Consider the following 26,779-nt stretch of genomic DNA (forward strand, 5'->3'; position numbering starts at 1 on the left):
CATCGTGCACCGTGATGACAGTGAGAGCGGTGTACGGCGTTCCCGATGACGCCGGACAGGAGGATCATGGAGGAGGCACGTTCCGGCCGCGGGCCGGATACCGCCCCCGAGAGCGCCGGATACCGCCCCCGAGAGCATGGAGCACCGTGAAACGCCTGACGTGGCCGTCCTGGATGCCGGTCGACCCCTACATCGTGGCGTTGCTCGCGACCGTGGGGATCGCGGCGCTCATACCCGCCCGCGGCACCGCCGCGGACGTCACCTCAGGGGCCTCCATCGCCGCCGTCTCGTTCCTCTTCTTCCTCTACGGGGCCCGGCTGTCCACCCGGGAAGCGCTCGACGGGCTCAAGCACTGGCGGCTGCACGTCACGGTCCTCGCCTGTACGTTCCTCGTCTTCCCGCTGCTCGGGCTCGCGGCGAAGGGGCTCGTGCCCCACGTCCTGACCCCCGCGCTCTACAGCGGCTTCCTCTTCCTCACGCTGGTGCCCTCCACCATCCAGTCGTCCATCGCCTTCACCTCCATGGCCCGCGGCAACGTCCCCGCCGCCATCTGCGCGGGCTCCTTCTCCTCCCTCGCCGGCATCCTGCTCACCCCGCTGCTCGCCGCCGCCCTGCTCGGCAGCAGGGGCGTCGGCTTCTCGGCGGACTCCGTCGTCGGAATCGTGCTGCAACTGCTCGTGCCGTTCGTCGCCGGGCAGCTGCTGCGCCGCTGGGTCGGCGGCTTCGTCACGCGCCACAAGAAGGTCCTCGGGTACGTGGACCGCGCATCGATCCTGCTCGTCGTCTACACCGCCTTCAGCCAGGGCATGGTGCAGGGCATCTGGAGCCAGGTCACTCCGTGGCGGCTGCTCGCGCTGCTCGGCGTCGAGGCGGTGCTGCTCACCGTGATGCTGACGCTGACCTGGTACGGCGCCAAGCGGCTCGGCTTCGGCCGCGGCGACCGCGTCGCGATCCAGTTCGCCGGGTCGAAGAAGTCCCTGGCCGCCGGGCTGCCCATGGCCAGCGTCCTCTTCGGGGCGCACGCCTCCCTCGCCGTCCTGCCGCTGATGCTCTTCCACCAGATGCAGCTGATGGTCTGCGCGGTCATCGCCAAACGCCGCTCGCGCGATCCGCGCGACTTCGACGGCGAGGAGTCGCTCAGCGCGGCGCACCCAGCCGCAGCGTCACGAACCGCGGCCGGTACAGCGCCACGTTCCGGTTGACGTTCGCCTGCGCGCCCGCGGGCACCGGGTCCAGCCAGTTGACGTCGTAGCTCAGCACCACTCGCCCGTCCCCGCCGAGCGCCGGATGGGCCTGCGGGTTGTAGGCCGCCGTCTCCTGGCGCACCGCCGCGTCCTTCGGCAGCGGCGCCTCGAACGCCTTGGCGGGGCCGTGCCAGGGCCCGGTGGGGGAGCAGGACCAGTACGACGTGACGGTGGTCAGCCCTTCGGCGCCCGCGGCCATGGTGAACAGCACATAGGTGCCCTTGTCCCGAACGACCGTGAACGCGCTGCCCACCCCCTTGCGCTTCCCGTCCCCGAGGACCGGCCGCGAGGTGGCCGCACGCCCCCACTCCTCGCCGTCCCAGTACTCCCACGCGGCGGCCTCGGCGAGCCTGCCGTGCCGGACGCGCGCGACATGGGCGTGCGAGGAGGGACGCGAGGTGGCCTGGGCGTCGGTGCCGCCGAAGACGTACGTCCAGCCGTCGTCGTCGACCGTCGCCGCGCCGTACAGCACCCGCTTCTCCGGGTCCTCGACGCCCTGCTGGTCGGAGACCTTCACGATGCCCTCGACGCGCAGGTCCGGCAGGGAGAGCGTGGCGACCTCCGTGGCGAGGGGAACGCCGTAGATCCAGGGGCCCTGGCTCGCCATGCGGTTCCACAGCAGGACGCGGACGACCTGCTCGTCCGCGCCCGGCGTGCGGGGTTCGACGCGCGCCGCCACCGGCCAGCGCCACTGCTGGGGCGCCGGGTCGGGGAAGAGCGGGGCGGGGAGGGTGCGGCGCAGGGTGCCCGAACGGGACATCACGACGGCCGAGTTGCGCACCATGGGCGCGCTGGTGTCGCGCCAGGTGTGCGGCTGGCCCACCGGGTTGGGCGGGGCGTGGACCTGGCCGAGGAAGGTGTCGGAGAACAGCCACAGGACGCGCCCGTCCGGCAGCCGCACCGAGTGGGTGCCGTCCCCGCCCGTCCAGTCGTCGGTCCGCGTCCCGTCGTCGCCGTAGCGCGCGAACTCTCCCGTCGCCTTGTCGTCGGCGGACCAGGACGCCACGGTGCGGGGGCGGCACGCCGCGTCGGGCGCGCCCTCCCGGTCGTCTTCCGGCAGGGCGATCAGCAGGACGGCCGCGCAGGCGGCGGCGAGCAGCAGGACCAGCCAGATCCTGCCGCCCCCGCCACCGCGACGTTCTCGGTCGGACACGCCGGGGACGTTAGTTGCTGCCGCGCACGCGGTCCATGGGGAGCCGGGCGACGGTGTCCCGTGTCACAGGAGCCTCACCCGTACGCAGGGCTGCCACCTCCGCGTCGCTCAGGGCCCTGTCGTACACCGCCGCGTCGTCGACCGACCCCGTGAAGTGGGCGCGGCTGTCCATGCGCTGCCCGATGTGCACGCCGAAGGCGGAGTTGCGGCTGACCGAGCCCGGCACGTCCGGGGCGGTGACGCGCTCCTCGTCGAGGAAGAGCGTGAGCAGGCCCTCGCTCCGGCGCAGCGCGACGTGGTGCCACTCGCCGTCGTTGTACGCGTCCGTGGTGCGCACGGCGGCGGACCTCGGCGGCGTGCCGCCGTCGCGCGTGGTGATCAGCCCGGTGACGCGGTCGCTCGCGGGCTCGCCGCGCAGCCACACCTGCGGCTGGTTGGTGCCGATGCCCCCCATCCACAGCAGCGGCTGTTCACCGGTGGCCGCTGAGTAGCGGAACCACAACGAGGCCGTGAAGTCCTTTCTCCCGAGCGGCAGTTGGCGGCGGAAGGGCAGGCGTACGGCGTCGTCCGCGCCGTCCAGGGCGAGCGCGCCGCCGAAGCGTCCCGGGGTCTCGCGCGCCCCGCCGAGCACGGCCGCGGCGCGGGCGCCCGGGGCGTGGTCGCGGGTCGTCGGGTCGGGGCCGCGGCGCGGCTTCAGCCACTCCTCGGTGAAGCGGGCGAAGCGGATCTCGTCGCGCGCGTCGACCGCCCCGGCCTCGTACAGCAGCCCGATGTGCGCGCCGTCGGCCCGCACCAGGTCGGAGTAGCCGGACCAGTCCGTGGTGACCGTCGTGCCCCGGTCGACGCTGTCCCAGGTGCGGCCGCCGTCGTAGGAGGAGCGGATCTGCATCGTGCGGCGGCGGTCGGGGTCGCCGGGGCAGGCGAGCAGCATCCGCTTGCCCGACTGGAGGGTGGAGCACTGCACTTGGGGCGCGTAGAGGTCGGGGACCGCCCGGAAGGGGGCGGTGAAGGAGTTGCCGCCGTCCCGGCTGACCGCCTGGGTGCGGTGGCCGAGGTCGGTGCCGTCCTGCTCGCGCCCGCTGACGTGGAGCGCACCGTCGGGCCGCTCGGTGACGGTCATCTCGGACGGCTTCTGGCGGAACGTGCCGTCGGCGGCGACCGGGTAGGAGTCCGTGGCGCCGATCCGCCAGTGGTCGCCGCCGTCGTCGCTGACGGCCAGCGCCGCGTGGTTGGCGCTTATCCGGCTCCCGTCCCACGTCTCGGCGTTGACGGCGAAGACGAGCCGCCCCGTGTGCCGGCCGCGGGTCAGCTGCACGCCGTGCACGGGCCCGGTCGCGTACCAGGAGTTCCAGTGGTCCGGCAGGATCTCCTCGCTCAGGTCGCGCGGCTGCGACCAGGTGCGGCCGTCGTCGTCGCTGTACTGGAGGTGGGGGGTGCGGTCACAGGGGATGTCGCAGTTCTTGCCGTCCGTGCGGCCGGTGTTGAAGGTCTCCGCGAGCAGCACACGGCCGGTCGTCCGGTCCACGACGGGCGCCGGGTTGCCGTGGGTGTCGCCCCCGCCCTCGTTGATGACCTGGAGCGGACCCCAGGTGCGGCCCCCGTCGTGCGACCGCTTGAGCACCAGGTCTATGTCGCCCGCGTCGCCGCAGTTGTCGACCCGGCCCTCGGCGAAGGCGAGCAGGGTCCCCTTGGTGGTCCTCACCACGGCCGGGATGCGGAAGCAGGCGTACCCCGGGTCCTGCGCGGCCTTGAACAGCACCTGCTCCTCGAACGCCGCCGTCCGCTCCGGCGCCGCCTGCGCCCCGGGGGCGAGCAGCAGCGCGCCGACGGCCACGGCGGTCAGGGCGGCGGTGGCGGTGCGCAGCGATCTGAGGCGTACGCGAAGGCCGGATCGCGACGGGCTCGATGGGCGCGGTGGACTCGATGGGCTCGGTGACAGCGACGACATGGTGCGGCCCGCCTTTCATGGCGACGGCGACAGCGACTGGACATCCTGACATCCCACGTCCTACGTGCGAGCCATAGACGGTACTGAGGGCCACCCCGCCTCACAAGAACCGTGCGCCGGCGTCACCGCGCGTCGGGTCACGGCACGAGGACCACCTTCCCGAGGTTGCTCCGCCCCTCGATCGCCGCGTGGGCGAGGGCCGCGTCCTCCAGCGCGAACCGCGCGTGCACGGCGGGCCGCAGCTCACCCGCCTCGTACAGGCGCCACACCTCCCGCCGCCACGCCTCGTACAGCTCGGGCCTGCCGCGCGCGATCAGCCCCATCTGGAAGCCGATGACCGACTTCGCGCCGACGAGCAGGTCGTACGCCGCCACCGTGCCGCCGCCCGAGCTGTAGGCCACCAGCCGGCCGTGCGGGGCGAGAGCCTTGACGGCGGAGGGGAGCAGGTCGCCGCCGACCGCGTCCAGGACGTAGTCGACCGGCTCTCCCCAGTCCTGACGGTCGTACGTGATGACGTCGTCGGCGCCGAGCCCGCGCACGAAGGCGGCCTTGCCGGGGTCGGACACGGCGCCCACGACGCGCCCGGCCCCCCGCGCCTTCGCCAGCTGTACGGCGAGATGGCCGACCCCGCTCGCCGCCGCCGTGACGAGCGCGGCCTCACCGGGCGCGGGACGCGCGGCCTCCAGCGCGCCGAACGCGACGAGCCCGGAGCGGACCAGCGCGACGGTGTCGACCGCGCTCGCCCCGTCAGGAACGGTGGAGGCCATGGCGGTGTGCAGCAGGGCGTAGTCGGCGTACCCGTGCCCAAAGACGAGCCCCGTGACCCGGTCACCCGGCGCGTGGCCGCGGGCGCCCTCGCCGAGCGCGACGACCTCCCCGGCGATCTCGCCGCCGAGCGCGATCGGTTCGCGCTGCTCACGGACCTTGCGGACGACGGGCAGCGTGACACCGGCGGCCTCGACGCGCACGAGCAGCTCGCCCGGTCCCGGCTCGGGGACGGGGGCCTCCTCCAGGAACAGGACCTCGGGGCCGCCGCTGCGTTCATACCGGACGCGACGCATCCGCACCACCTCCAGGTGCATGAGGAAATCATTGGGACGCCCAACGGTAAACCGCTCATCGTTGGGAAGTCCAATGATTCTTCGCTAGGCTCCGCCCATGCCGACGACACCACCCGCCCCCAGCACCATCCGCACCCTCCCCAGCTGGCTGCTCGGCCGCGCGGCCGCCCGGGGCCGGGGCCTGGTCGCCGAAGCGCTAGCGCGGGAGGGCCTGAAGATGTGGCACCACGTGGTGCTCGCGGCCGTCGCGGACCTCGGCCCCCTCGCCCAGGCGGAGCTGGGCCGCAGCGTCCTGCTCGACCCGAAGGACATGGTCGGGGTGGTCAACGACCTCCAGGCCGACGGCTTCGTCGACCGCGCGCCCGACCCCAAGGACCGCCGCAAGAACGCGATCACGATCACCGCCGAGGGAAAGCGGCTCCTGGCCCGCTGCACCCGCGCCGCCGAGCGGGCCAACGGCGAGCTCCTCGCGCCCCTCTCCGCCGACGAGCGGGCACGGTTCGTGGAGATGCTGACCCGGATCTCCGGGGTGACGGAGGAGGGCGCGCCCGGGGGCAGGTGACCCGACCGGCGCCCCCGCAGCGGCTCCGGGACGGCCCGGGTCAGCTCTGGGTCGGCTCAGAGGAAGCCCCGGCCAGCCCTGGGCCGGCTCCGGGACCGCCCCGGGTCAGCCCTGGGCGGCCGCGGCCCGCAGGGCGACGCGGTGCTCGCCCGCGTACACGTTCATGGAGGAGCCGCGCAGGAAGCCGACCAGCGTCAGACCGGTCTCGGCGGCCAGGTCGACCGCCAGCGAGGACGGCGCGGAGACCGCGGCGAGCACCGGGATGCCCGCCATCACCGCCTTCTGGGCGAGCTCGAAGGAGGCACGGCCCGACACGAGCAGGACCGCGCGCGACAGCGGGAGGCGGCCGTCCTGAAGGGCCCGGCCGACGAGCTTGTCGACGGCGTTGTGCCGCCCCACGTCCTCCCGTATGTCGAGCAGTTCGCCCTCCTCGGAGAAGAGCGCCGCGGCGTGCAGCCCACCGGTCCGGTCGAAGACCCGCTGCGCCGCGCGCAGCCGGTCGGGCAGCACCGACAGCAGCTCCACGTCGAGCCGGACCGGGGGAGTGTCGGCGATCGGGAAACGGGCCGTGGTGCGGACCGCGTCCAGGCTCGCCTTGCCGCACAGGCCGCAGGACGAGGTGGTGTAGACGTTGCGCTCCAGCGTGATGTCGGGGATCACGACACCCGGGGCGGTCCTCACGTCGACGACGTTGTACGTGTTGACACCCTCGGCGGTCGCCCCGGCGCAGTACACGATCGACTGGAGGTCGTCCGCCGCGCCGAGCACGCCCTCGCTCACCAGGAACCCCGCCGCGAGCGCGAAGTCGTCACCCGGCGTGCGCATGGTGATGGCGAGCGGCCTGCCGTTCAGCCGGATCTCCAGGGGCTCCTCGGCGACCAGGGTGTCGGGCCGCTCGGAGACGTGCCCCTCCCGGATGCGGATGACCTTGCGTCGCTCCGTGACTCGTCCCATGTCCTGATCAGTCCCGGTTCTGTACGTCTGGCAGCCGAATGGTCCTTGTCATTGTCCTGCACGTGCGGCGTGAGGTCCCGGCCGACTCCGCCCCGACGACAGGAAGGACGTCGGCGCCGATCGCACCGGCATCGCACCGGCGCCGAGGGGTGCGGGTTGCGCCCCCTTCCCAACTCCCCGCCCGATTCCTAGCCTTCGGGATCATGAGGCCCCCCGTCGCACCCCCCGGCTGGAGCCGCTGGCTCGTGCCCCCGGCCGCCCTGTCGGTGCATCTCTCCATAGGCCAGGCCTATGCCTGGAGCGTCTTCAAACCGCCCCTCGAATCCGCGCTGCACCTCAGCGGCACCCAGAGCGCGCTGCCCTTCCAGCTCGGCATCGTCATGCTGGGCCTGTCCGCCGCCTTCGGCGGCACCTTCGTCGAGCGCAACGGCCCACGCTGGGCGATGACCGTGGCCCTCGTCTGCTTCTCCTCGGGCTTTTTGATCGCGGCGCTCGGTGCCGCGACCGGCCAGTACTGGCTGATCGTCCTTGGCTACGGCTTCGTCGGCGGGATCGGCCTCGGCATCGGCTACATCTCACCCGTCTCCACCCTCATCAAGTGGTTCCCCGACCGCCCGGGCATGGCCACCGGCATCGCGATCATGGGCTTCGGCGGCGGCGCGCTCATCGCCTCGCCGTGGTCGGCGCGGATGCTGGACGCCTTCGGCACCGACACGGACGGCATCGCGCTCGCATTCCTCGTGCACGGCCTCGCCTACGCCGTCTTCATGGCGCTCGGGGTCCTCCTGGTGCGCGTACCGCGTACGGAGGGCGCGCGCCGGCCCGGCGTGCCCGGCGCGCTGGACGGACCGCAGGTGTCGGCGCGACAGGCCGTCCGCACCCCGCAGTTCTGGTGCCTGTGGGTCGTGCTGTGCATGAACGTGACCGCGGGCATCGGCATCCTGGAGAAGGCCGCCCCCATGATCACGGACTTCTTCGCGGACACCGCGACCCCCGTCTTGGTCTCCGCCGCGGCCGGCTTCGTCGCCCTGCTCTCCGCCGCCAACATGGCGGGACGCATCGGCTGGTCCTCGGCCTCCGACCTGATCGGCCGCAAGAACGTCTACCGCGTCTACCTCGGCGTCGGCGCGCTCATGTACCTGCTCATCGCACGCTTCGGCGACACCTCGAAACCGCTGTTCATCTGCTGCGCGCTGGTGATCCTCTCCTTCTACGGAGGCGGCTTCGCGACCGTCCCCGCCTATCTGAAGGACCTGTTCGGCACCTACCAGGTCGGCGCCATCCACGGCCGGCTGCTCACCGCCTGGTCCACGGCCGGCGTGCTCGGCCCGCTGATCGTGAACCGGGTGGCCGACCACCAAGAGGCGGCGGGCCGGCACGGCTCGGCGCTCTACGGCCTCTCCTTCGCCATCATGATCGGACTGCTGCTCGTCGGTTTCGTGGCCAACGAACTGGTGCGCCCCGTCCACCCCCGCCACCACATCCCCGCCCCGAGGGAGGCCGACGATGACCAGCCCGCCGAGCACACCGCCCCGTGACCGCCGCCCGCTCACCGTCTTCGCCTGGCTCTGGGTGGGGCTACCGCTCGGCTACGGACTGTATGAACTCGTACACAACGTCACACAACTCTTCAGAGGGTGACCGCAGGGGTGACCGGCTCATGAGAAGCATCCAAAGGGGGCGCCGCTTTCCTGTCGCTTTACCTGCCCGGTTACCGGTGAGTCGCTGAGCACACTGGAGGGTCCCGCATCTCCGGCAACAAGGGGGACCCGTACATGCACGGCTCGCGCATCGCCGCCGTCGGCCACTACCAGCCCGCCCAGATCCTCACCAACGAGGACCTGGCGGGCACGGTGGACACGAGCGACGAGTGGATTCGCTCCCGGGTGGGCATCCGCACCCGGCACATCGCGGGTCCGGAGGAGCCGGTCGACGAGCTGGCCGCCCACGCCGGCGGCAAGGCCCTCGCCGCCGCGGGCCTGACCCCCGACGCGATCGACCTGGTCCTGGTCGCCACCTCCACGGCCATCGACCGCTCGCCGAACATGGCCGCCCGCGTGGCGGCCCGGCTCGGCATCCCCTCGCTGGCCGCGATGGACATCAACGTCGTGTGCGCGGGCTTCACGCACGCCCTCGCCACCGCCGACCACACCCTGCGGGCGGGGGCCGCCACCCGCGCCCTGGTCATCGGCGCGGACAAGATGTCCGAGGTCACCGACTGGACCGACCGCACCACGTGCGTGCTGACCGGTGACGGCGCGGGCGCCGCCGTCGTCGAGGCGTGCGGGCCCGGCCAGGAGCGGGGCATCGCCCCGGTGCTGTGGGGCTCGGTGCCCGAGATGGGCAACGCCGTCCGCATCGAGGGCACCCCGCCGCGTTTCGCCCAAGAGGGGCAGAGCGTCTACCGCTGGGCGACGACCCAGCTGCCGCCGCTGGCCCGCGCGGCCTGCGAACGCGCCGGACTCACCCCGGCCGACCTCGCCGGGGTCGTCCTGCACCAGGCCAACCTGCGCATCATCGAACCGCTCGCGGAGCGCATCGGCGCCGTCAACGCCGTCGTCGCGCGGGACGTCGTCGACTCCGGGAACACCTCGGCGGGCAGCATCCCGATGGCCCTGTCCAAGCTGGTGGAGCGCGGGGAGCTGCGCTCCGGCGACCCGGTCCTGCTGTTCGGCTTCGGCGGGAACCTCTCGTACGCGGGCCAGGTCGTGCGCTGCCCGTGAGCCGCCCGCGGCGGTGACCGGCTGCTTCCGGCGACGCTCACTTGCTCCTGGGCGCCAGCACCGCCTGCGTCTGCGTGGTCTGTCCCGCCAGCCGCCCCTGATCGTCGTACACCTCGGTCTGTACGACGATGAAGGAGCCGCCGACGTGCAGCGGGCGGGCCACGGCGCGGGCCGTCCCGGAGCGCACGGCCCGCAGGAAGTTGGTCTTGGACTCGATCGTCGACGTGGCCTCGCCCTCGGGCAGGTTGAGGTACGCGCACACCGCGCCGACCGTGTCCGCGAGCGCCATCAGCGCCCCGCCGTGCAGGACGCCGCCCGCCGTGCACAGCTCCGGGGACCACGGAAGTGTGCCCTCGACGCGCTCGGGCCCCGCCTCCTGGAAGGCGATGCCGAGATGGGCGGCGAAGGGGACGGCGGAAAGCAGTTGGGCCCGGAGATCGTTCTCGGGCAAGGTGTCCGACATGGGGTGACCTTCCACTGGGGGGCGTGGCGACCACCATCGTGCGGCACGGCCCCCCAAGGCGTCGATTACCCCGGAGGTAAGTCACCGCGGCGCGGCCCCAGCACCGCCGCGGCCCGACAGCGACACCGGGAGAGCACATGAGCACCGAGCACCGCGTACGCCCCGCGACCGAGGAGGACGTGTCGACGGCCGTGGACACCCTGGCCCGCGCCTTCGCCGACTACCCCTTCACGCGGTACGTCGTCGCGGCCGACGGCCACGAGGAGCGGGTGCGCCGCTTCCAGGAACTCTTCCTCACCAAGATCGGCATGGTCCACGGACGTGTGTGGGTCGCCGACGCCGGACGCGCCGTCGCCGTGTGGACCACCCCGGACCAGGACCCCGGCCCCGGCTTCGCCGAGGTCGGTCCGCGGATCGGTGAACTCGCCGGCGACCGCGCTCCCTGGTTCGAGTCGGCGGAGCGCGTACTGGAGCCCCACCGGCCCCGACGCCCGGCGTGGTTCCTCGCCACGGTCGGGGTCGACCCGGCGGCGCAGGGCCAAGGGCTCGGCAGCGCGGTGCTCCGGCCGGGCCTGGAGGCCGCCGAGCGCGCGGGGTGCCCGGCGTTCCTGGAGACGTCGGCCGAGCGCAACGTCGCGTTCTACGAGCGGCTCGGCTTCGCCGTCACGGCGGAGGTCGCACTGCCGGACGACGGCCCGCGGACGTGGTGCATGCTCCGGGAGCCCGCGTAGCGGCGCACGTGCCCGGACTGATGGCGAGCCCCCTTTGTCCTGTCGCAGGAGAAAGTCGGGGGCGTTTTCCGCGCAACTTCTTCCCACCCCCGGCACGCACTGCTACGTTCCCCTCCAAAGCTCGAAGGAGCCCGATGAGGCGGGGAGGGGCGCGTGAGACGTATGACGGCTCGACCCGCCAACGCGCACCAGGCTCGGCTGCTGCGGCTGTTGCGTGACGGCGGACCCAACTCCCGCGCGCAGCTCGGCGACTTGGTCGACCTCTCGCGGTCCAAACTGGCCGTCGAGGTCGACCGGCTCCTGGAGACCGGCCTCGTCGTCGCCGACGGACTCGCCGCCTCGCGCGGCGGGCGCCGCTCCCACAACATCCGGCTGGCCCCGGCACTCCGCTTCCTCGGCGTGGACATCGGCGCGACCTCGGTCGACGTCGCGGTGACCAACGCCGAGCTGGAGGTCCTCGGCCACATCAACCAGCCCATGGACGTCCGCGAGGGCCCGGTCGCGGTCTTCGAGCAAGTCCTCGCCATGGCAGCCAAGTTGAAGGCCTCCGGGCTCGCGGAGGGGTTCGACGGCGCCGGCATCGGCGTCCCCGGCCCTGTCCGCTTCCCCGAAGGCATCCCGGTCGCCCCGCCGATCATGCCGGGGTGGGACGGCTTCCCCGTCCGGGAGGCCCTCAGCCAGGAGCTGGGCTGCCCGGTCATGGTCGACAACGACGTGAACCTCATGGCGATGGGCGAGCAGCACGCGGGCGTCGCACGCTCCGTCGGCGACTTCCTCTGCGTCAAGATCGGCACCGGCATCGGCTGCGGCATCGTCGTCGGCGGCGAGGTCCACCGCGGTACGACGGGCAGCGCCGGCGACATCGGACACATCCAGGCCGAGCCGGACGGGCGGCCCTGCGCCTGCGGCAACAGGGGCTGCCTGGAGGCCTACTTCAGCGGCGCGGCGCTCGCCCGCGACGCCGAGGAGGCGGCCACCCAGGGCCGTTCGGCCGAACTGGCGGCGCGGCTCGACGAGGCGGGGCGGCTCACCGCCGTCGACGTCGCGGCGGCCGCCGCCGCGGGCGACGCCACCGCGCTCGACCTCATCCGCGCGGGCGGCAACCGCACCGGCCAGGTCATCGCCGCCCTCGTCAGCTTCTTCAACCCCGGCCTCGTGGTGATCGGAGGTGGCGTGACCGGGCTCGGCCACACCCTGCTCGCCGCGATCCGCACCCAGGTCTACCGCCAGTCCCTGCCGCTGGCGACCGGCAACCTCCCCATCGTCCTCGGCGAGTTGGGGCCCACCGCCGGTGTCATCGGCGGCGCCCGGCTCATCAGCGACCACCTGTTCTCACCGGCCTGACCGGCACACACGCCCCCCACATACACGCCACGCACACGCACGGCACGCACGTCACGCCCCACCCCGCACACCTCACACTTCACCCCGCACACCTCACCCCGCACAGCGCCCTGCTCTGCCCTGCCCTGCCCTGAGACCGGCACGTACGCATCCGCCTGGGGGAACCGCCATGGCACCAGAACCACCGCTGCTCACCATGTCCGGCATCACCAAGTCGTTCCCCGGCGTCCGTGCCCTCGACGGCGTCGACCTCCAGGTCCAGGCCGGGGAGGTGCACTGCCTCCTTGGCCAGAACGGCGCCGGGAAGTCCACTCTCATCAAGGTCCTCGCGGGCGCCCACCAGCCCGACGGCGGCGAGATCCGCTGGCGCGGCGAGCGCACCGCCCTCCGCTCGCCCATCGCGGCCATGCGGCTCGGCATCGCCACCATCTACCAGGAACTCGACCTGGTGGAGGGGTTGTCCGTCGCCGAGAACGTCCACCTCGGGCACGAGCCGACGGCCGCCGGGTTCGTGGTGCGCGGCCGGGCGGCCAAGGCGTCGACCGCCGCGCTGCTCAAGCGGCTCGGGCACGCCGAGATCGACCCGGGGCGGCCCGTCGGCGACCTCTCCGCCGCGCAGCAGCAGATCGTCTCGATGGCCCGCGCCCTCTCCCACGAGGTGCGCCTCATCGTCATGGACGAGCCCTCGGCGGCCCTCGACCCGGACGAGGTCGACAACCTGTTCCGCATCGTCGGCGATCTCACCGCCGAGGGCGTCGCCGTCGTCTACATCTCCCACCGCCTGGAAGAGATCCGCCGCATCGGCGACCGCGTCACCGTCCTCAAGGACGGGCGCGCCGTCGCGGGCGGCCTGCCCGCGAAGACGACGCCGACCAGGGACATCGTGGCGCTCATGACCGGCCGCAATGTCGAGTACGTCTTCCCGGACCGCCCCACGCGACAACAAGGCCACGCACAGCCGGTGTTGGCCGTACGGGGCCTCACCCGCCACGGCGAGTTCGCACCCCTCGACCTCGACCTGCGCCCCGGAGAGATCGTCGGGCTCGCCGGGCTCGTCGGCTCGGGCCGCTCCGAGATCCTGGAGACGATCTACGGCGCCCGCAGACCGGCCGCCGGGCAAGTGACCGTCCAGGGCAGGGTATTGCGGCCCGGCAGTGTGCGCGCCGCCGTCCGCGCGGGCCTCGGCCTCGCCCCCGAGGAGCGCAAGGCACAGGCCCTGCTCATGCTGGAGTCCGTCACCCGCAACGTCTCGGTCTCCTCCATGTCCCGCTTCTCGCGCGGCGGTTGGCTCGACCGGGGTGCCGAACGGGAGGCCGCCCGCGCCGCCACCCGCGAGCTGTCGCTCCACCCCGACCAGCCGTCCGCCCCCGTGCGCACCCTCTCCGGCGGCAACCAGCAGAAGGCGGTCCTCGCCCGCTGGCTGCTGCGCGGCTGCCGCGTCCTGCTGCTCGACGAGCCGACGCGCGGCGTCGACGTCGGCGCCCGCGCCGAGCTGTACGCGGTGATCCGCCGCCTCGCCGACGAAGGCCTCGCCGTGCTCCTCGTCTCCAGCGAGGTGCCCGAGGTGCTCGGCCTCGCCGACCGTGTCCTCGTGCTCCGCGAAGGCCGTGTCGTGCACACCGCGCCCGCCCGTGACCTCGACGAACACCGCGTACTCGACCTCGTCCTCGAAGGGAGCCCGGCGTCATGACCCAGCCCGCCCCGGCGGCCGGGGCCGCCGCCCGCAAGCCCGTACCCGCCGATGACGGCGGCAGCCCGTGGCGCGCCTCTCTGGCCCGGGCCGACGTGCGCACGCTGTCGCTGCTCGGTGTGCTCGCCGCGCTGATCGTGATCGGCGGCATCACCCAGCCCGACGCGTTCCTGGACACCGACAACGTCCAGCTGATCCTCACCCAGGCCTCCGTCATCGGTGTCGTCACCGTCGGCATGACGTTCGTGATCATCTCCGGCGGCATCGATCTGTCGGTCGGCGCGATCGTCGCGCTGGCCTCGGTGTGGGCGACGACGGTGGCCACCCAGGAGTACGGCTTCGCGGGCATCCTCTTCACCGCCGTCGTCGTCGGCACGGGGTGCGGCCTGGTCAACGGCCTGCTCATCGCGTACGGCGGCCTGGTGCCGTTCATCGCCACCCTCGCCATGCTGGCGGCGGGCCGCGGCCTCGCCCTCCAGATCACCGACGGCAAGACGCAGATGGTCACCGTCGACGGCGTGCTGAGGCTCGGCGAGCGCGACTCCTACGTCCTCGGTCTCCCGCCGCTCGTCCTGGTCTTCGCCGCCGTCACCGTCGTCGGCTGGCTGCTGCTCAACCGCACCACCTTCGGCCGCCGCTCCGTCGCGGTCGGCGGCAACGCGGAAGCGGCGCGCCTCGCCGGCATCGACGTACGCAGGCAGCGGCTGTATCTGTACCTGCTCTCGGGCCTGTGCTGCGGCATCGCGGCGTTCCTGCTGATCATCCTGTCCGGTTCGGGACAGAACACCAACGGCAACCTCTACGAGCTGGACGCGATCGCCGCGGCGATCATCGGCGGCACCCTGCTCAGCGGCGGCCGGGGCACCATCACCGGCTCGGTGCTCGGCGTGCTGATCTTCACCACGATCACCAACATCTTCGCGCTCAACAACCTGGAGACCGCCACCCAGCAGATCGCCAAGGGGGCGATCATCGTCGCCGCGGTCCTCGTGCAACGACGTACGGCCCACACTTCCTGAGCTGAGGGGTTCACCCATGCCATCCCACACGAGCCGCAGAGGCCTCCTGTTCGGAGCCGCCGCGCTCTCCTCCGGGGCCCTGCTGACGGGCTGCACCAGCAACGACCCCGACGAGGGCGACTCCGACGACAAGAGCCGGCAGGTCGCCGACGACAAGCCGGGCAAGAAGGTCACCATCGGCTTCGCCGGCCCGCAGGCCGACCACGGCTGGCTCAACGCCATCAACGACAACGCCAAGGAGCGGGCGGAGAAGTACTCCGACGTCACGCTGGAGGCCACGGAGGGCTCCAACGACACCGCCGCCCAGATCGGCCAGGTCGAGACGCTCATCAACAAGAAGGTCGACGTCCTGGTGATCCTGCCCGCCGACGGCAAGGCGCTCACCCAGGTCGGCCTGAAGGCGATGAAGGCGAACATCCCCGTCGTCAACCTCGACCGGGTCTTCGCCTCGCCGCAGGCCTACCGCTGCTGGATCGGCGGCGACAACTACGGCATGGGCCTGAGCGCCGGTCACTACATCGGCGAGAAGCTCAAGGGCAAGAAGGACGCGCGCGTGGTGGAGCTGGCCGGGCTCGACAACCTCGAACTCACCAAGCAGCGCACGAAGGGCTTCGATGACGCCCTGAAGAACTACCCGAGCATCAAGAAGGTCGCCCGCCAGGCCGCGGAGTTCACGGTCGAGTCGGGGCAGTCGAAGATGTCCCAGCTCCTCCAGGCGCAGAAGAACTTCGACGCGCTGTGGAACCACGACGACGACCAGGGCGTGGGCGCCCTGCGCGCCATCAAGCAGGCGGGCCGCGACGACTTCCTGATGGTCGGCGGCGCGGGCGCGCTCTCCGCCTTCCAGGCCATCGAGGCGGACAACAGCGTCCTGAAGGCCACCGTCCTCTACCCGCCCACCATGGCCGCCTCGGCGATCGACCTGGCGCGCGCCCTCGGGCAGGGCAAGGGCGTCAGCGGCATGGCCGAGTACGAGATCCCGGCCTTCATCACGCTGTACTCGGCGGTGGTCGACAAGGGGAACGTCGGTCAGTACATGTCCACCGGCTTCAAGTGATGCGCGCGCCCGCACCCCCCACCGAGCGTCGACGACGAGGAGGAGTACCGCATGCGTGAGACGGAAGCGTCCGGCCCCGGGGCCGATTCCGAGACGGCGGGGAAGCGGCCGCTGGGCGTGGGCATGGTCGGTTACGCCTTCATGGGCGCCGCCCACTCCCAGGGCTGGCGCACCGTGGGGCGCGTCTTCGACCTGCCGGTCGAGCCGGTGCTCGCGGCCGTCTGCGGCCGTGACGGGGGCGCCGTGCGCGCCGCCGCCGACCGGCTCGGCTGGGCCGCCGCCGAGACCGACTGGCGGGCCCTGATCGCCCGGGACGATGTCGACCTCGTCGACATCTGCACCCCCGGCGACAGCCATGCGGAGATCGCCGTCGCCGCCCTGGAGGCGGGCAAACACGTGCTGTGCGAGAAGCCGCTCGCCAACACCGTGGAGGAGGCGGAGGCCATGGCCGACGCCGCCGAACGGGTCCACGCCCGAGGGCAGGTGGCCATGGTCGGCTTCAACTACCGCAGGGTTCCGGCGCTCACCCTCGCCCGGCGCATGGTGGCGCAGGGACGGCTCGGGGCGCTGCGCCACGTGCGGGTGACGTACCTTCAGGACTGGCTGGTGGACGCCGAGTTCCCGCTCACCTGGCGGCTGATCAAGGAGCATGCCGGCTCCGGTGCGCTCGGGGACCTGGGGGCGCACATCGTCGACCTGGCGCAGTACCTGGTGGGTGAGCAGGTGGCGGGGGTCTCCGCGCTCACCGAGACGTTCGTCAGGGAACGGCCGCTCCTGGAGGGCGCGTCCAGCGGGCTCACCGCGGCGGGCGGCACGCGGCGCGGCGCGGTCACGGTGGACGACGCGGCCGTCTTCACCGGCCGCTTCCCGTCCGGGGCGCTCGCCTCCTTCGAGGCGACGCGCTTCGCGGCGGGCCGCAAGAACGCGCTGCGGCTCGAACTCAACGGCTCAGACGGCTCGTTGTCCTTCGACCTGGAGCGCCTGAACGAACTCTCCTTCCACGACCACACCGAGCCCGCCGCCTCGTCCGGCTTCCGCAGGATTCTCGTGACCGAACCGGAGCACCCGTACCTGGACGCCTGGTGGCCGCCGGGCCACGGGCTCGGCTACGAGCACACCTTCGTACACCAGGCCCGCGACCTGCTGCACGCCATCGCCACCGGGACGCGGCCCGAACCCTCCTTCGCCGACGGGCTCTGCGTGCAGCGGGTGCTCGCGGCGGTGGAGGAGAGCGCGGCGAAGAACTCCGTGTACACGCCCGTCCCCGCGTAGGCACCGCGCCGATCTGCGCCCGCGCACCCACGCCCTCGCCCTCACCCGAGGAGGCCCCGGACATGCCCCGTAGGTTCACGCTCTTCACCGGCCAGTGGGCCGATCTGCCGCTCGAAGAGGTCTGCCGGCTCGCCCGCGACTTCGGCTACGACGGCCTGGAACTCGCCTGCTGGGGCGACCACTTCGAGGTCGACAAGGCGCTCGCCGACCCGGCCTATCTGGACGGGCGGCACGCCCTGCTCGACAAGTACGGCCTGAAGTGCTGGGCCATCTCCAACCACCTGGTCGGCCAGGCCGTCTGCGACGCGATCATCGACGAACGGCACCGCGCGATCCTGCCCCCCCGGATCTGGGGCGACGGCGAGGCGGAGGGCGTGCGGCAGCGGGCCGCCGCCGAGATCAAGGACACCGCGCGGGCCGCCGCCGCCTTCGGCGTCGACACCGTCGTCGGCTTCACCGGCTCGGCGATCTGGCACCTGGTCGCGATGTTCCCGCCGGTCCCCGACTCCATGATCGAGCGCGGGTACGAGGACTTCGCCGAGCGCTGGAACCCGATCCTGGACGTCTTCGACGAGCACGGCGTGCGGTTCGCCCACGAGGTGCACCCGTCCGAGATCGCGTACGACTACTGGACGACCCACAAGGCGTTGGAGGCCGTCGGCCACCGGCCGGCCTTCGGCCTCAACTTCGACCCGTCGCACTTCGTCTGGCAGGACCTCGACCCGGTCGGCTTCCTCTACGACTTCCGGGACCGCGTCTACCACGTCGACTGCAAGGAGGCCCGGCGGCGCCTGGACGGCCGCAACGGCCGCCTGGGGTCCCACCTGCCGTGGGGCGACCCCCGCCGCGGCTGGGACTTCGTGTCGGCGGGCCACGGCGACGTCCCCTGGGAGGACGTCTTCCGCATGCTGCGCTCCATCGCGTACGACGGCCCGATCTCGGTGGAGTGGGAGGACGCCGGCATGGACCGGCTCCAGGGCGCCCCGGAGGCCCTCGCGCGCTTGAAGGCGTACGACTTCGAGGCGCCGACCGCCTCGTTCGATGCCGCGTTCGGCGGCAACGACTGACAAGCGCGGCCCGCTGTTTGTCCAGTGACGGGAAAAAGCTGAACTTCAGTGCCGCGTAAAGGCTATCCGCCCGGGACAAACGTGGTTACCGTCCCTGATGTGCCTGATGTGTACAGGACATGAAGCAGGATCGCTCGACTTGAGGTCCGGGGTGACGGCGCACCCCGGCGCACGGCGCACACACCCGCGTACGACCGTCCCCCTCCGGAGGAACCCCGTGCACAGGAAACGCCCAAGACTTCGCCACCAGGCCCTCGCCCTGCTCACCGGCGCGCTGCTCACCGGTGCCTCGCTGACCCTCGCCGCGCCGACGGCGGGGGCCGCCCCCGCCGACCCGCCCGCGTCGTCGCCCGCGCCCACCGCCGCGGACTTCCAGCAGGTCACCCTCGCCAAGGGCGAGCCGGAGGTCGGCGAGCCCATGACGCTCTCCGTCCTCCCCGACCGCTCGGTCCTGCACACCTCCCGCGACGGCACGCTGCGCCTGACCGACGCGGCGGGCAACACCAAGATCGCGGGGAAGATACCGGTCTACACGCACGACGAGGAAGGCCTCCAAGGCGTCGCCATCGACCCGCGGTTCAGCGAGAACCGCGCGATCTTCCTCTACTACGCGCCCCCGCTCGACACCCCGGCCGGTGACGCCCCGGAGAACGGCACGGCCGAGGACTTCAAGAAGTTCGACGGCGTCAACCGCCTCTCCCGCTTCGTCCTGAAGGCCGACGGCACCCTGGACACCGCCAGCGAGAAGAAGGTCCTCGACGTCCCCGCCACCCGCGGCGTCTGCTGCCACGTCGGCGGCGACATCGACTTCGACAAGGACGGCAACCTCTACCTCTCGACCGGCGACGACTCCAACCCCTTCGCCTCGGACGGCTTCACCCCCATCGACGAGCGCCCGGGCCGCAACCCCGCCTACGACGCCCGGCGCGGCGCCGGCAACACCAACGACCTGCGCGGCAAGATCCTGCGCATCAAGGTCGCCGACGACGGCTCCTACACGGTCCCGGACGGCAACCTCTTCCCCAAGGGCACCGAGAAGACCCGCCCCGAGATCTACGCCATGGGGTTCCGCAACCCCTTCCGGATGAGCGTCGACAAGCCGACCGGCATCGTCTACGTCGGTGACTATGGGCCCGACGCGGGCGCGGCCGACCCCAAACGCGGCCCCGCGGGGCAGGTCGAGTTCGCCCGCGTGACCAAGCCCGGCAACTTCGGCTGGCCGTTCTGCACCGGCAAGAACGACGCCTACGTCGACTACGACTTCGCCACCGGCACCTCGGGCGCGGCCTTCGACTGCGCCAAGCCGAAGAACGACTCGCCGTACAACACCGGCCTCACCGAACTGTCGCCCGCCCAGGAAGCCTGGATTCCCTACGACGGCGGTTCGGTCCCCGAGTTCGGCTCCGGCTCCGAGTCCCCGATGGCCGGGCCCGTCTACCGCTACGACGCGCAGAACTCCTCGCCGGTGAAGTTCCCCGAGGCGTACGACGGCGACTTCTTCGCCGGTGAGTTCGGCAGGCGCTGGATCAAGCGCATCGAACAGGGCACGGACGGCGCCGTCTCGAAGATCAACCCGTTCCCCTGGACGGGCACCCAGGTCATGGACATGGAGTTCGGCCCCGACGGCGCGCTCTACGTCCTGGACTACGGAACCGCCTGGTTCGGCGGCGACGAGAACTCCGGCCTCTTCCGCATCGAGAACGCCACCACAGGGCACTCGCCGGTCGTCGAGGCGAGCGCGTCGGTGACCAGCGGCCAGGCGCCGTTGCGGACCAAGTTCACCGCGAAGGCCACGGACGCCGACGGCGGCACGCTCACCTACGCCTGGGACTTCGGCGACGGCGGCAAGTCCACCCAGCAGAACCCCACGTACACGTACAAGAAGAACGGCGTCTACACCGCCACCGTGACCGTCAAGGACTCCACCGGCCGCACCGGCTCGGCCAGCGCGCACATCACCGTCGGCAACACCGCGCCCAAGGTCACTCTGCAACTCCCCGGCGACGGCCAGCTGTTCACCTTCGGCGACAAGGTGCCCTTCAAGGTGAAGGTGACGGACCCGGAAGACGGGCCCATCGACTGCGCCAAGGTCAAGGTCACCCACATCCTCGGCCACGACAGCCACGGCCACCCGGTCACCTCGGCCAACGGCTGCTCCGGCACCATCCAGACCTCGGCGGACGGCGAGCACGACCCCAACGCCAACATCTTCGGGGTCTTCGACGCCGAGTACACCGACAAGGGCGCGAACGGCCAGCCCGCGCTGACCACCCACGACCAGAACGTCGTCCAGCCCAAGCACCGCCAGGCCGAGCACTACGGCGACGCCAAGGGCGTCTCCGTCGTCAACCACACCCCGGCGCACGGCGGAAAGACCGTCGGAGACATCCACCACGGCGACTGGATCTCCTTCAAGCCGTACATCCTCGGCAACGCGACCAAGCTGACCGCGCGGGTCGCCTCGGCCGGGAGCGGCGGCACCCTGGAGATCCGCAGCGGGTCGGTGCGCGGCAGGCTGCTCGGCAGCGCGAAGGTTGAGCCGACCGGTTCGTGGGAGACGTACAAGGACGTCAGCACGGCCATCACCAAGGCGCCGACGAGGACCACGACGCTCTACCTGGTCTTCAAGGGCACGGGCAGCGGCGCGCTCTACGACGTGGACGACTTCACGTTCACGACCAGGGCGACGACCGGTGGGAAGAGGTGAGCGCGGTGAGCACCATGCGTGCGAGGCACGGACGAGCACGGCTGCTCACCGTGACGGCGGCGGCCGCCCTGCTCATCGGGTCCGTGTCGGGCCCGGCGGCCTCCGAGCCGGGCCCGAGCCCGGGGGCGGGAGCGGCGGGTAAGGGGGGCGAACGCGTCCTGGTGTTCTCCAAGACGGCCGGCTTCCGGCACGATTCGATCCCCGCCGGGGTGGCGGCCGTCAGGGAACTCGGCGCCGAGGGCGGTTTCGCCGTCGACGCCACCGAGGACGCGGCCGCCTTCACGGCCGAGAACCTGCGCCGGTACGACGCCGTCGTCTGGCTCTCGACCACCGGGGACGTCCTCGACACCGCCCAGCAGCGGGCCTTCGAGGGTTACATCCGCGGCGGCGGCGCCTACGTCGGGGTGCACGCCGCCGCCGACACCGAGTACGACTGGCCCTTCTACGCAGGTCTCGCCGGGGCGTACTTCCAGTCGCACCCCGCGATCCAGCGGGCGAAGGTCCACGCGGAGGACCACGCGCACCCGGCCACGTCCCACCTGGGCACCGGGGCCTGGGAGCGCACCGACGAGTGGTACAACTACCGCTCCAACCCGCGTGCGCGGGCGCGGGTCCTCGCCTCGCTCGACGAGTCGTCGTACGCGGGCGGCACGATGTCGGGCGACCATCCCATCGCCTGGTGCCAGAGCGACTACCAGGGCGGCCGCTCCTTCTACACGGGCGGTGGCCACACCAAGGAGTCGTACGCCGAACCGGCCTTCCGCCGGCACCTCCTCGGCGGACTTCGCTGGGCGGTCGGCGCCGTCCAGGCCGACTGCCGCCCGGAGAAGGGCTACACGTCGGTCTTCGACGGCACGGCGGCGTCCCTGTCGGGCTGGAAACAGGCCGGCCCGGGCTCCTTCGCCCTGGACGAGAACCACGGGACGCTCACCACCGTCGGCGGCATGGGCATGCTCTGGTACGAGCGTCGCCAACTCGGCACGTACTCGCTCAAGCTCGACTGGCGGATGCGCGGCGACGACAACTCGGGGATCTTCGTCGGCTTCCCGGCATCCGACGACCCCTGGTCGGCCGTGAACAACGGCTACGAGATCCAGATCGACGCCACGGACGTCCCCGAGAGGACCACGGGTTCTGTCTACGGCTTCAAGTCCGCCGACCTGAAGAAGCGGGACAGGGCGCTGAACCCGCCGGGTTCGCCGGATTCACCGGATTCACCGGGTTCTCCGGGGTCGCCGGGGGAGTGGAACACCTACGAGATTCGCGTCGAGGGTGAGCGTCTGCGCGTCTACCTCAACGGCGTGAAGATCAACGACTTCACCAACACCGATCCGGCGCGGAGCCTGCGCCAAGGGCACATCGGCATCCAGAACCACGGCGACGCCGACGAGGTCTCCTTCCGGAACATCCGGGTGAAGGACCTGCCCGCGGCACGACCGGGCGCCGGTCACTAGACGGCGGCGGGCGGAGGACGCCGGACCTCCGCCCGCCGTCTCGCACCGCACAGCCACGTTTCGTGAGCTCGTGAGCGCGTGAGCTCTTGAGTCTTGCAGGAGGCAGCCGTGTCCGAGTCCCCCGAGTCCGCCGTTCAGCGTGTCGAGCCTGCCGCTCCTCCGTCCGTCGCTGCGTCCGTCGGGGTCTGGCTGATCGGCGCACGGGGGTCGGTCGCGACCACGGCCGTCGCGGGGTGTGCCGCCGTGGCAGCCGGCCTGCACCCGCCGATCGGCATGGTGACCGAGACGCCGCCCTTCACGGACTGCGGCCTGCCCCCGCTGTCGTCGCTCGTCTTCGGCGGCCACGACACCGCGAACTGCCCCCTGCCCAAGCGGGCCGAGGAACTCGCCGCCGGCGGCGTACTGCCGTACGGCCTCCCCTCGGCCGTGCGTACCGAACTCGCCGCCGCAAACGCCGAGATACGTCCCCGTGGCCCCCTGCCGGGCGACTCCCGCACCGATGAGGAACTGATCGACGCCTTCGCCGCCGACCTGCGCGACTTCATACGCCGCCGGGAACTGGCCCGCGCGATCGTCATCAACGTCGCCTCCACGGAACCGGTCGTCGAGGGCGGGGACGGGAGTGGGGGCGGGCACCGGCGCGGGGGCGGGGGTCAAGGCGGCGGTGAGGGGCGGGGAGGTGAGGCTTCGCGTGAGGTGGCTGCCGGGGGCGGGGCGCGGTTGCCCGCCAGCTCGCTCTACGCCGCGGCGGCGCTGCGGGCCGGCTGCCCCTACGTGAACTTCACCCCCTCCACAGGCCTGCACCACCCCCGCCTCGCCGAAGCCGCGCGCGCCTCCGGGCTGCCCTACGCGGGCCGCGACGGCAAGACCGGGCAGACCCTCCTGCGTTCCGTGCTGGGCCCGATGTTCGCGCAGCGGGCGCTTGCCGTCCGCGCCTGGTCCGGCACGAACCTGCTGGGCGGCGGCGACGGCGCGGCCCTCGCCGACCCCGCCGCCGCGGCGGCCAAGAACGCCGGCAAGGAACGCGTCCTCGCCGAAACCCTCGGCACCGTCCCCGAGGGAGAGGTCCACATCGACGACGTCCCTTCCCTCGGCGACTGGAAGACCGCCTGGGACCACATCGCGTTCGACGGTTTCCTCGGCACCCGCATGGTCCTCCAGACCACCTGGCAGGGCTGCGACTCCTCTCTCGCGGCGCCCCTGATCCTCGACCTGGCACGCCTGACCTCCCGGGCCCACGAGCAAGGCCTCGCGGGCCCCCTGCCAGAACTCGCCTTCTATTTCAAGGACCCGGACCCCGGCGCGACCGCCGCGCTCGGCGAGCAGTACGCGGCCCTGCTCGCCCTCACCGACCGCCTGCGGGCCGACCGATGAGCCGGGCCGGGGGGCCGGGGACGAGGGCGGGGGCGAGGACGGAGGCAAGGGTGGAGGCGAGGACGGAGGCAAGAGCGGGGACGAGGGGGGAGGCAAGGACGGAGGCGAGGGCGGAGGCGAGGGCGGGGCACGAGTCGGCCGCGGGGGCGGCTGCGGACGCGGTAGTCGGTTCCGTCGCGCGCTCCACCGCGCGGGACTGGGCGGAACTGCTGCGACTCCCCGCGTTGTTCACCGTCCCCGGCGACGCGCTCGCCGGGGCCGCCGCGGCCGGCGTGCGCCCCAACCGCCGCACTCTCCTCGCTCTCACCTCCTCTCTCTGCCTGTACGAAGCGGGCATGGCCCTCAACGACTGGGCGGACCGAGTCGACGACGCCGTCGAACGCCCCGAGCGGCCCCTGCCGTCAGGCCGCATCCCCCCGCCCGCTGCCCTCGCGGCGGCCGCCGCCCTCACCGCGACGGGCCTGGCCCTCGCCTCCCGCGCCGGTCGCCCCGCCCTGGCGGTGGCGGGCACCCTGGCCGGCACCGTGTGGGCTTACGACCTGGGCCTGAAGCACACCCCCGCGGGACCCGCGGCCATGGCCGCCGCACGAGGTCTCGACCTGCTCCTCGGCGCGACCGCCACGGCGGGCCCGGGCGACAGTGCGCGCGCCCGGCACGCCCTGCCCTCCGCCGGTGCCCTCGCCGCCCACACCCTGGCCGTCACGGTGGTCTCCCGTCGTGAAGCCGAGGGCGGCTCCTCGGCGGCCCCCTTGGCCGCGCTGGCGGTGACGACGGCCCTGGGGCGGATCGTCGGCGGGTGGCCGGGCAGCGGCAGCCGCCCAACCGGTGGGGGCGCCGGGGTCGCCGATGAGGCCCGTGCCGGGACCAGCGCCGGGACCCGTGCCGGGATCAGTGCCGACGCACGGACCAGCATCGATGCCGCCCCCGGAACGCGCACCCCCTCCCACGCCCCCCGCCAAGCCCTGCGAGCCGCCCTCGCTCTCGCCTACGTCGGAACCGCGGCCAAGCCCCTCTTCCACGCCGTCCTCAACCCTTCGCCTCCCCTCACCCAACGAGCCGTCGGCGGCGGAATCCGCGCCATGATCCCGCTCCAGGCCGCTCTCGCCGCCCGGGCGGGCGCCATGGGCACCGCCCTGTTCACCGCCGCCCTCGCCCCGGCCGCCCGGAAGTTCGCACGGAAGGTGAGCGTCACATGAGCGGCACCACCCCCAGGGACCACCCGCACCCGCCCCCGGGCCCACCCGAGGAGAACGCGACCGACAGCCCACCCGGGAGCCCCCCGGCCGACGGCCCACCCGGCCGCCTCCCAGCCGACGACCCGACCGGCCCCCCGGCCGCCCCCCTCCGCTTCGGCTACGGCACCAACGGCCTCACCGACCTCCGTCTCGACGATGCCCTCAATCTCCTCGCCGACCTCGGCTATGCCGGCGTCGGCCTGACCCTCGACCACATGCACCTCGACCCCCTCGCCCCGGATCTCGCCTCCCGCACGCGCCAGGTGGCCCGCACGCTCGACCGCCTCGGCCTGACCGTCACCATCGAGACGGGCGCCCGCTACGTCCTCGACCCGCGCCACAAACATGGCCCCTCCCTCCTCGATCCCGACCCGCGACGCCGGGCCGACCGCGTTCGTCTCCTGGTCCGCGCCGTGCACGTCGCCGCCGACCTGGGCGCCCACGCCGTGCACTGCTTCAGCGGTATCCGCCCGGACGACACCCCTGACGACGTCGCGTGGAAGCGGTTCGCCGACGCGCTCGGCCCTGTTCTCGACACCGCGTCCGACGCCGGTGTCCCGCTCGCCGTCGAACCCGAACCCGGCCACCTCCTCTCCTCGATCACCGACTTCCACCACCTCCGCCAGGAACTGGGCGACCCCGCGCCGGAAGTGCTCGGCCTGACCCTCGACATCGGCCACTGCCAGTGCCTCGAACCGCTCCCGCCCGCCGACTGCGTCCGCGCCGTCGCCCCCTGGCTGCGGCACGTCCAGATCGAGGACATGCGGCGCGGCGTCCATGAACACCTGCCCTTCGGGGACGGGGAGATCGACTTCCCGCCCGTGCTCGCGGCGCTGGGCGCCAGCGGCTACCAGGGGCTCACCGTCGTCGAACTGCCCCGCCACTCCCACGCAGGCCCCCGGCTCGCCGCGGACTCCCTCGACTTCCTTCGCCGAGCTGCCGCGACAGCCGCGAAGCAGGCGGCGGCACCTCCGCCCGCCGCGACCCATCCCCTGCCCCCCACTGCCGTCGCCGCCGAGGGAGGAACCCCGTGACCGACACCGCCGGAATCGCCGCCCTCCGTACCCGTCTCGAAGCCGAGCTCGGCGGAGCCGCCCGCGCCTGGCTCGACCAGGCCACCGCCGAGGCCGCGGCCCACGCCGCGCGGTCCGAGCCGCCGGCACGAGGTCCCCTCCCCACGTGGGAGCTGCGGATCGCCGAGGCGGGGCGGCGCTGCGGGCCCGAGCACGCCGACGCCGCCCGTGTCCTGCTGCTCCACGCGGCGTCCCCGGACCCGGCCACCCTCGCCCGGGTGTACGCCCAGGGCACCGCCCCCGAACGCCGCGCCGTCCTGCACGCCCTGCCGCACCTGGTGCCGGGGCCCGAAGCCCTGCCGCTGGTCCAGGACGCCCTGCGCACCAACGACACCCGGCTCGTCGCCGCGGCCGTCGGGCCGTACGCCGCCGCGCACCTGGCACCGCACGACTGGCGCCACGCCGTCCTCAAGTGCCTGTTCACCGGCGTGCCCGTGGACGCCGTCGCCGACCTCCCGAGGCGTGCCCGAGACGACGGGGAACTCGCCCGCATGCTCGGCGACTTCGCGAGCGAACGCACGGCCGCGGGCCGCCCCGTCCCCGGTGACCTGCACCGCGTCCTGGCCCTGACCGCCCCGGGGGCGGTCTCGCCTCCCACGGCTCCCGCAGGCCCCGTGGCCCCTTCGACCGGCGAGGAGTAGGAGTCCC

Annotated in this window: 23 protein-coding genes; 18 read left to right on the plus strand and 5 right to left on the minus strand. The window is 72.7% G+C overall.

What is annotated here, in order from left to right; genetic code table 11:
* Nucleotides 1-173 precede the first annotated feature (173 nt).
* Nucleotides 174-1,202: a bile acid:sodium symporter family protein gene (locus J2N69_RS31965; protein ID WP_230904961.1), complete on the plus strand. Its 1,029-nt coding sequence runs from the start codon at nucleotides 174-176 to the stop codon at nucleotides 1,200-1,202.
* Here J2N69_RS31965 and J2N69_RS31970 read toward each other — a convergent pair.
* The 3 genes from J2N69_RS31970 to J2N69_RS31980 all read right to left on the minus strand — a co-directional run bounded on the left by J2N69_RS31970 (nucleotide 1,138) and on the right by J2N69_RS31980 (nucleotide 5,406).
* A complete protein-coding gene (locus J2N69_RS31970) occupies nucleotides 1,138-2,397 on the minus strand; it encodes a DUF4185 domain-containing protein (RefSeq protein ID WP_230903811.1) in 1,260 nt (419 codons plus the stop codon). The genes J2N69_RS31965 and J2N69_RS31970 overlap by 65 nt on opposite strands.
* Nucleotides 2,398-2,407: 10 nt before the next feature.
* Nucleotides 2,408-4,345, minus strand: a complete 1,938-nt coding sequence (locus tag J2N69_RS31975) for an exo-alpha-sialidase (RefSeq protein ID WP_230903812.1) — start codon at nucleotides 4,343-4,345, stop codon at nucleotides 2,408-2,410.
* A gap of 137 nt (nucleotides 4,346-4,482) precedes the next feature.
* Nucleotides 4,483-5,406 (minus strand): quinone oxidoreductase family protein, encoded by a 924-nt coding sequence (locus J2N69_RS31980; RefSeq protein WP_230904962.1) that lies wholly within the window; start codon nucleotides 5,404-5,406, stop codon nucleotides 4,483-4,485.
* A 97-nt stretch (nucleotides 5,407-5,503) separates the two neighbouring features.
* Between J2N69_RS31980 and J2N69_RS31985 the strand changes: the two genes are divergently transcribed.
* Entirely contained in the window at nucleotides 5,504-5,968 is a 465-nt protein-coding gene (locus J2N69_RS31985) for a MarR family winged helix-turn-helix transcriptional regulator (RefSeq protein WP_230903813.1), read from the plus strand.
* Between the two features lie 105 nt (nucleotides 5,969-6,073).
* Here J2N69_RS31985 and fdhD read toward each other — a convergent pair whose 3' ends face one another.
* Nucleotides 6,074-6,922 carry a formate dehydrogenase accessory sulfurtransferase FdhD gene (gene fdhD / locus J2N69_RS31990; RefSeq protein WP_230903814.1) on the minus strand — a complete coding sequence of 283 codons (849 nt, stop codon included), beginning with the start codon at nucleotides 6,920-6,922 and terminating at the stop codon, nucleotides 6,074-6,076.
* A gap of 203 nt (nucleotides 6,923-7,125) precedes the next feature.
* On the opposite strand from fdhD, the gene J2N69_RS31995 reads away from it, so the two are divergent.
* From J2N69_RS31995 to J2N69_RS32000, 3 genes are all read left to right on the plus strand, one after another.
* Nucleotides 7,126-8,460: an OFA family MFS transporter gene (locus J2N69_RS31995; protein WP_230903815.1), complete on the plus strand. Its 1,335-nt coding sequence runs from the start codon at nucleotides 7,126-7,128 to the stop codon at nucleotides 8,458-8,460.
* On the plus strand, nucleotides 8,429-8,563 hold the full coding sequence (locus J2N69_RS36865; RefSeq protein WP_443049323.1) for an MFS transporter small subunit: 135 nt from the start codon (nucleotides 8,429-8,431) through the stop codon (nucleotides 8,561-8,563). The genes J2N69_RS31995 and J2N69_RS36865 overlap by 32 nt, the downstream gene beginning before the upstream one ends.
* Nucleotides 8,564-8,697: 134 nt before the next feature.
* Nucleotides 8,698-9,645: a beta-ketoacyl-ACP synthase III gene (locus J2N69_RS32000; RefSeq protein ID WP_230903816.1), complete on the plus strand. Its 948-nt coding sequence runs from the start codon at nucleotides 8,698-8,700 to the stop codon at nucleotides 9,643-9,645.
* Nucleotides 9,646-9,682: 37 nt separating this feature from the next.
* On the opposite strand, the gene J2N69_RS32005 is transcribed toward J2N69_RS32000, so the two are convergent.
* A complete protein-coding gene (locus tag J2N69_RS32005; protein ID WP_230903817.1) occupies nucleotides 9,683-10,108 on the minus strand; it encodes a PaaI family thioesterase in 426 nt (141 codons plus the stop codon).
* 137 nt (nucleotides 10,109-10,245) lie between these two features.
* Here J2N69_RS32005 and J2N69_RS32010 point away from each other — a divergent pair, with 137 nt between their 5' ends.
* The 13 genes from J2N69_RS32010 to J2N69_RS32070 all read left to right on the plus strand — a co-directional run bounded on the left by J2N69_RS32010 (nucleotide 10,246) and on the right by J2N69_RS32070 (nucleotide 26,772).
* A complete protein-coding gene (locus J2N69_RS32010) occupies nucleotides 10,246-10,839 on the plus strand; it encodes a GNAT family N-acetyltransferase (protein ID WP_230903818.1) in 594 nt (197 codons plus the stop codon).
* A 162-nt stretch (nucleotides 10,840-11,001) separates the two neighbouring features.
* On the plus strand, nucleotides 11,002-12,183 hold the full coding sequence (locus tag J2N69_RS32015) for an ROK family transcriptional regulator (protein WP_230903819.1): 1,182 nt from the start codon (nucleotides 11,002-11,004) through the stop codon (nucleotides 12,181-12,183).
* Nucleotides 12,184-12,352: 169 nt separating this feature from the next.
* Nucleotides 12,353-13,873 (plus strand): sugar ABC transporter ATP-binding protein, encoded by a 1,521-nt coding sequence (locus J2N69_RS32020; RefSeq protein WP_230903820.1) that lies wholly within the window; start codon nucleotides 12,353-12,355, stop codon nucleotides 13,871-13,873.
* Nucleotides 13,870-14,892, plus strand: a complete 1,023-nt coding sequence (locus J2N69_RS32025; RefSeq protein WP_330166842.1) for an ABC transporter permease — start codon at nucleotides 13,870-13,872, stop codon at nucleotides 14,890-14,892. Before J2N69_RS32020 ends, J2N69_RS32025 begins: the two co-directional genes overlap by 4 nt.
* Nucleotides 14,893-14,908: 16 nt before the next feature.
* A complete protein-coding gene (locus J2N69_RS32030; RefSeq protein ID WP_230903821.1) occupies nucleotides 14,909-15,949 on the plus strand; it encodes a substrate-binding domain-containing protein in 1,041 nt (346 codons plus the stop codon).
* Between the two features lie 51 nt (nucleotides 15,950-16,000).
* Nucleotides 16,001-17,221: a Gfo/Idh/MocA family protein gene (locus tag J2N69_RS32035; protein WP_230903822.1), complete on the plus strand. Its 1,221-nt coding sequence runs from the start codon at nucleotides 16,001-16,003 to the stop codon at nucleotides 17,219-17,221.
* Between the two features lie 62 nt (nucleotides 17,222-17,283).
* The gene (locus J2N69_RS32040; RefSeq protein WP_230903823.1) at nucleotides 17,284-18,288 is read left to right on the plus strand and encodes a sugar phosphate isomerase/epimerase family protein; all 1,005 of its coding nucleotides are present in this window, start codon (nucleotides 17,284-17,286) and stop codon (nucleotides 18,286-18,288) included.
* A 217-nt stretch (nucleotides 18,289-18,505) separates the two neighbouring features.
* Nucleotides 18,506-20,995, plus strand: a complete 2,490-nt coding sequence (locus tag J2N69_RS32045) for a PQQ-dependent sugar dehydrogenase (protein WP_230903824.1) — start codon at nucleotides 18,506-18,508, stop codon at nucleotides 20,993-20,995.
* A 14-nt stretch (nucleotides 20,996-21,009) separates the two neighbouring features.
* Nucleotides 21,010-22,449, plus strand: a complete 1,440-nt coding sequence (locus J2N69_RS32050; protein WP_230904963.1) for a ThuA domain-containing protein — start codon at nucleotides 21,010-21,012, stop codon at nucleotides 22,447-22,449.
* Nucleotides 22,450-22,638: 189 nt separating this feature from the next.
* A complete protein-coding gene (locus J2N69_RS32055) occupies nucleotides 22,639-23,823 on the plus strand; it encodes an inositol-3-phosphate synthase (protein ID WP_230904964.1) in 1,185 nt (394 codons plus the stop codon).
* Complete coding sequence (locus J2N69_RS32060; RefSeq protein WP_230903825.1) at nucleotides 23,820-25,019, plus strand: SCO3242 family prenyltransferase; 1,200 nt, start codon at nucleotides 23,820-23,822, stop codon at nucleotides 25,017-25,019. The genes J2N69_RS32055 and J2N69_RS32060 overlap by 4 nt, the downstream gene beginning before the upstream one ends.
* Nucleotides 25,016-26,092 (plus strand): sugar phosphate isomerase/epimerase family protein, encoded by a 1,077-nt coding sequence (locus tag J2N69_RS32065; protein ID WP_230903826.1) that lies wholly within the window; start codon nucleotides 25,016-25,018, stop codon nucleotides 26,090-26,092. Before J2N69_RS32060 ends, J2N69_RS32065 begins: the two co-directional genes overlap by 4 nt.
* Nucleotides 26,089-26,772, plus strand: a complete 684-nt coding sequence (locus J2N69_RS32070; RefSeq protein ID WP_230903827.1) for an EboA domain-containing protein — start codon at nucleotides 26,089-26,091, stop codon at nucleotides 26,770-26,772. Before J2N69_RS32065 ends, J2N69_RS32070 begins: the two co-directional genes overlap by 4 nt.
* Nucleotides 26,773-26,779 lie beyond the last annotated feature (7 nt).

The organism is Streptomyces huasconensis (genome assembly GCF_021028635.1).
Lineage (GTDB): Bacteria > Actinomycetota > Actinomycetes > Streptomycetales > Streptomycetaceae > Streptomyces > Streptomyces huasconensis.

Coding starts and splice junctions, on each gene's coding strand:
- J2N69_RS32020 (WP_230903820.1), top strand. CDS start 12,353: ATGGCACCAGAACCACCGCTGCTCACCATGTCCGGCATCACCAAGTCG.
- J2N69_RS32050 (WP_230904963.1), top strand. CDS start 21,010: ATGCGTGCGAGGCACGGACGAGCACGGCTGCTCACCGTGACGGCGGCG.
- J2N69_RS32035 (WP_230903822.1), top strand. CDS start 16,001: ATGCGTGAGACGGAAGCGTCCGGCCCCGGGGCCGATTCCGAGACGGCG.
- J2N69_RS31985 (WP_230903813.1), top strand. CDS start 5,504: ATGCCGACGACACCACCCGCCCCCAGCACCATCCGCACCCTCCCCAGC.
- J2N69_RS36865 (WP_443049323.1), top strand. CDS start 8,429: ATGACCAGCCCGCCGAGCACACCGCCCCGTGACCGCCGCCCGCTCACC.
- J2N69_RS32015 (WP_230903819.1), top strand. CDS start 11,002: ATGACGGCTCGACCCGCCAACGCGCACCAGGCTCGGCTGCTGCGGCTG.
- fdhD (WP_230903814.1), bottom strand. CDS start 6,922: ATGGGACGAGTCACGGAGCGACGCAAGGTCATCCGCATCCGGGAGGGG.
- J2N69_RS32000 (WP_230903816.1), top strand. CDS start 8,698: ATGCACGGCTCGCGCATCGCCGCCGTCGGCCACTACCAGCCCGCCCAG.
- J2N69_RS31975 (WP_230903812.1), bottom strand. CDS start 4,345: ATGTCGTCGCTGTCACCGAGCCCATCGAGTCCACCGCGCCCATCGAGC.
- J2N69_RS32010 (WP_230903818.1), top strand. CDS start 10,246: ATGAGCACCGAGCACCGCGTACGCCCCGCGACCGAGGAGGACGTGTCG.
- J2N69_RS32005 (WP_230903817.1), bottom strand. CDS start 10,108: ATGTCGGACACCTTGCCCGAGAACGATCTCCGGGCCCAACTGCTTTCC.
- J2N69_RS32025 (WP_330166842.1), top strand. CDS start 13,870: ATGACCCAGCCCGCCCCGGCGGCCGGGGCCGCCGCCCGCAAGCCCGTA.
- J2N69_RS32060 (WP_230903825.1), top strand. CDS start 23,820: ATGAGCCGGGCCGGGGGGCCGGGGACGAGGGCGGGGGCGAGGACGGAG.
- J2N69_RS31965 (WP_230904961.1), top strand. CDS start 174: ATGCCGGTCGACCCCTACATCGTGGCGTTGCTCGCGACCGTGGGGATC.
- J2N69_RS31995 (WP_230903815.1), top strand. CDS start 7,126: ATGAGGCCCCCCGTCGCACCCCCCGGCTGGAGCCGCTGGCTCGTGCCC.
- J2N69_RS32030 (WP_230903821.1), top strand. CDS start 14,909: ATGCCATCCCACACGAGCCGCAGAGGCCTCCTGTTCGGAGCCGCCGCG.
- J2N69_RS31980 (WP_230904962.1), bottom strand. CDS start 5,406: ATGCGTCGCGTCCGGTATGAACGCAGCGGCGGCCCCGAGGTCCTGTTC.
- J2N69_RS32065 (WP_230903826.1), top strand. CDS start 25,016: ATGAGCGGCACCACCCCCAGGGACCACCCGCACCCGCCCCCGGGCCCA.
- J2N69_RS32040 (WP_230903823.1), top strand. CDS start 17,284: ATGCCCCGTAGGTTCACGCTCTTCACCGGCCAGTGGGCCGATCTGCCG.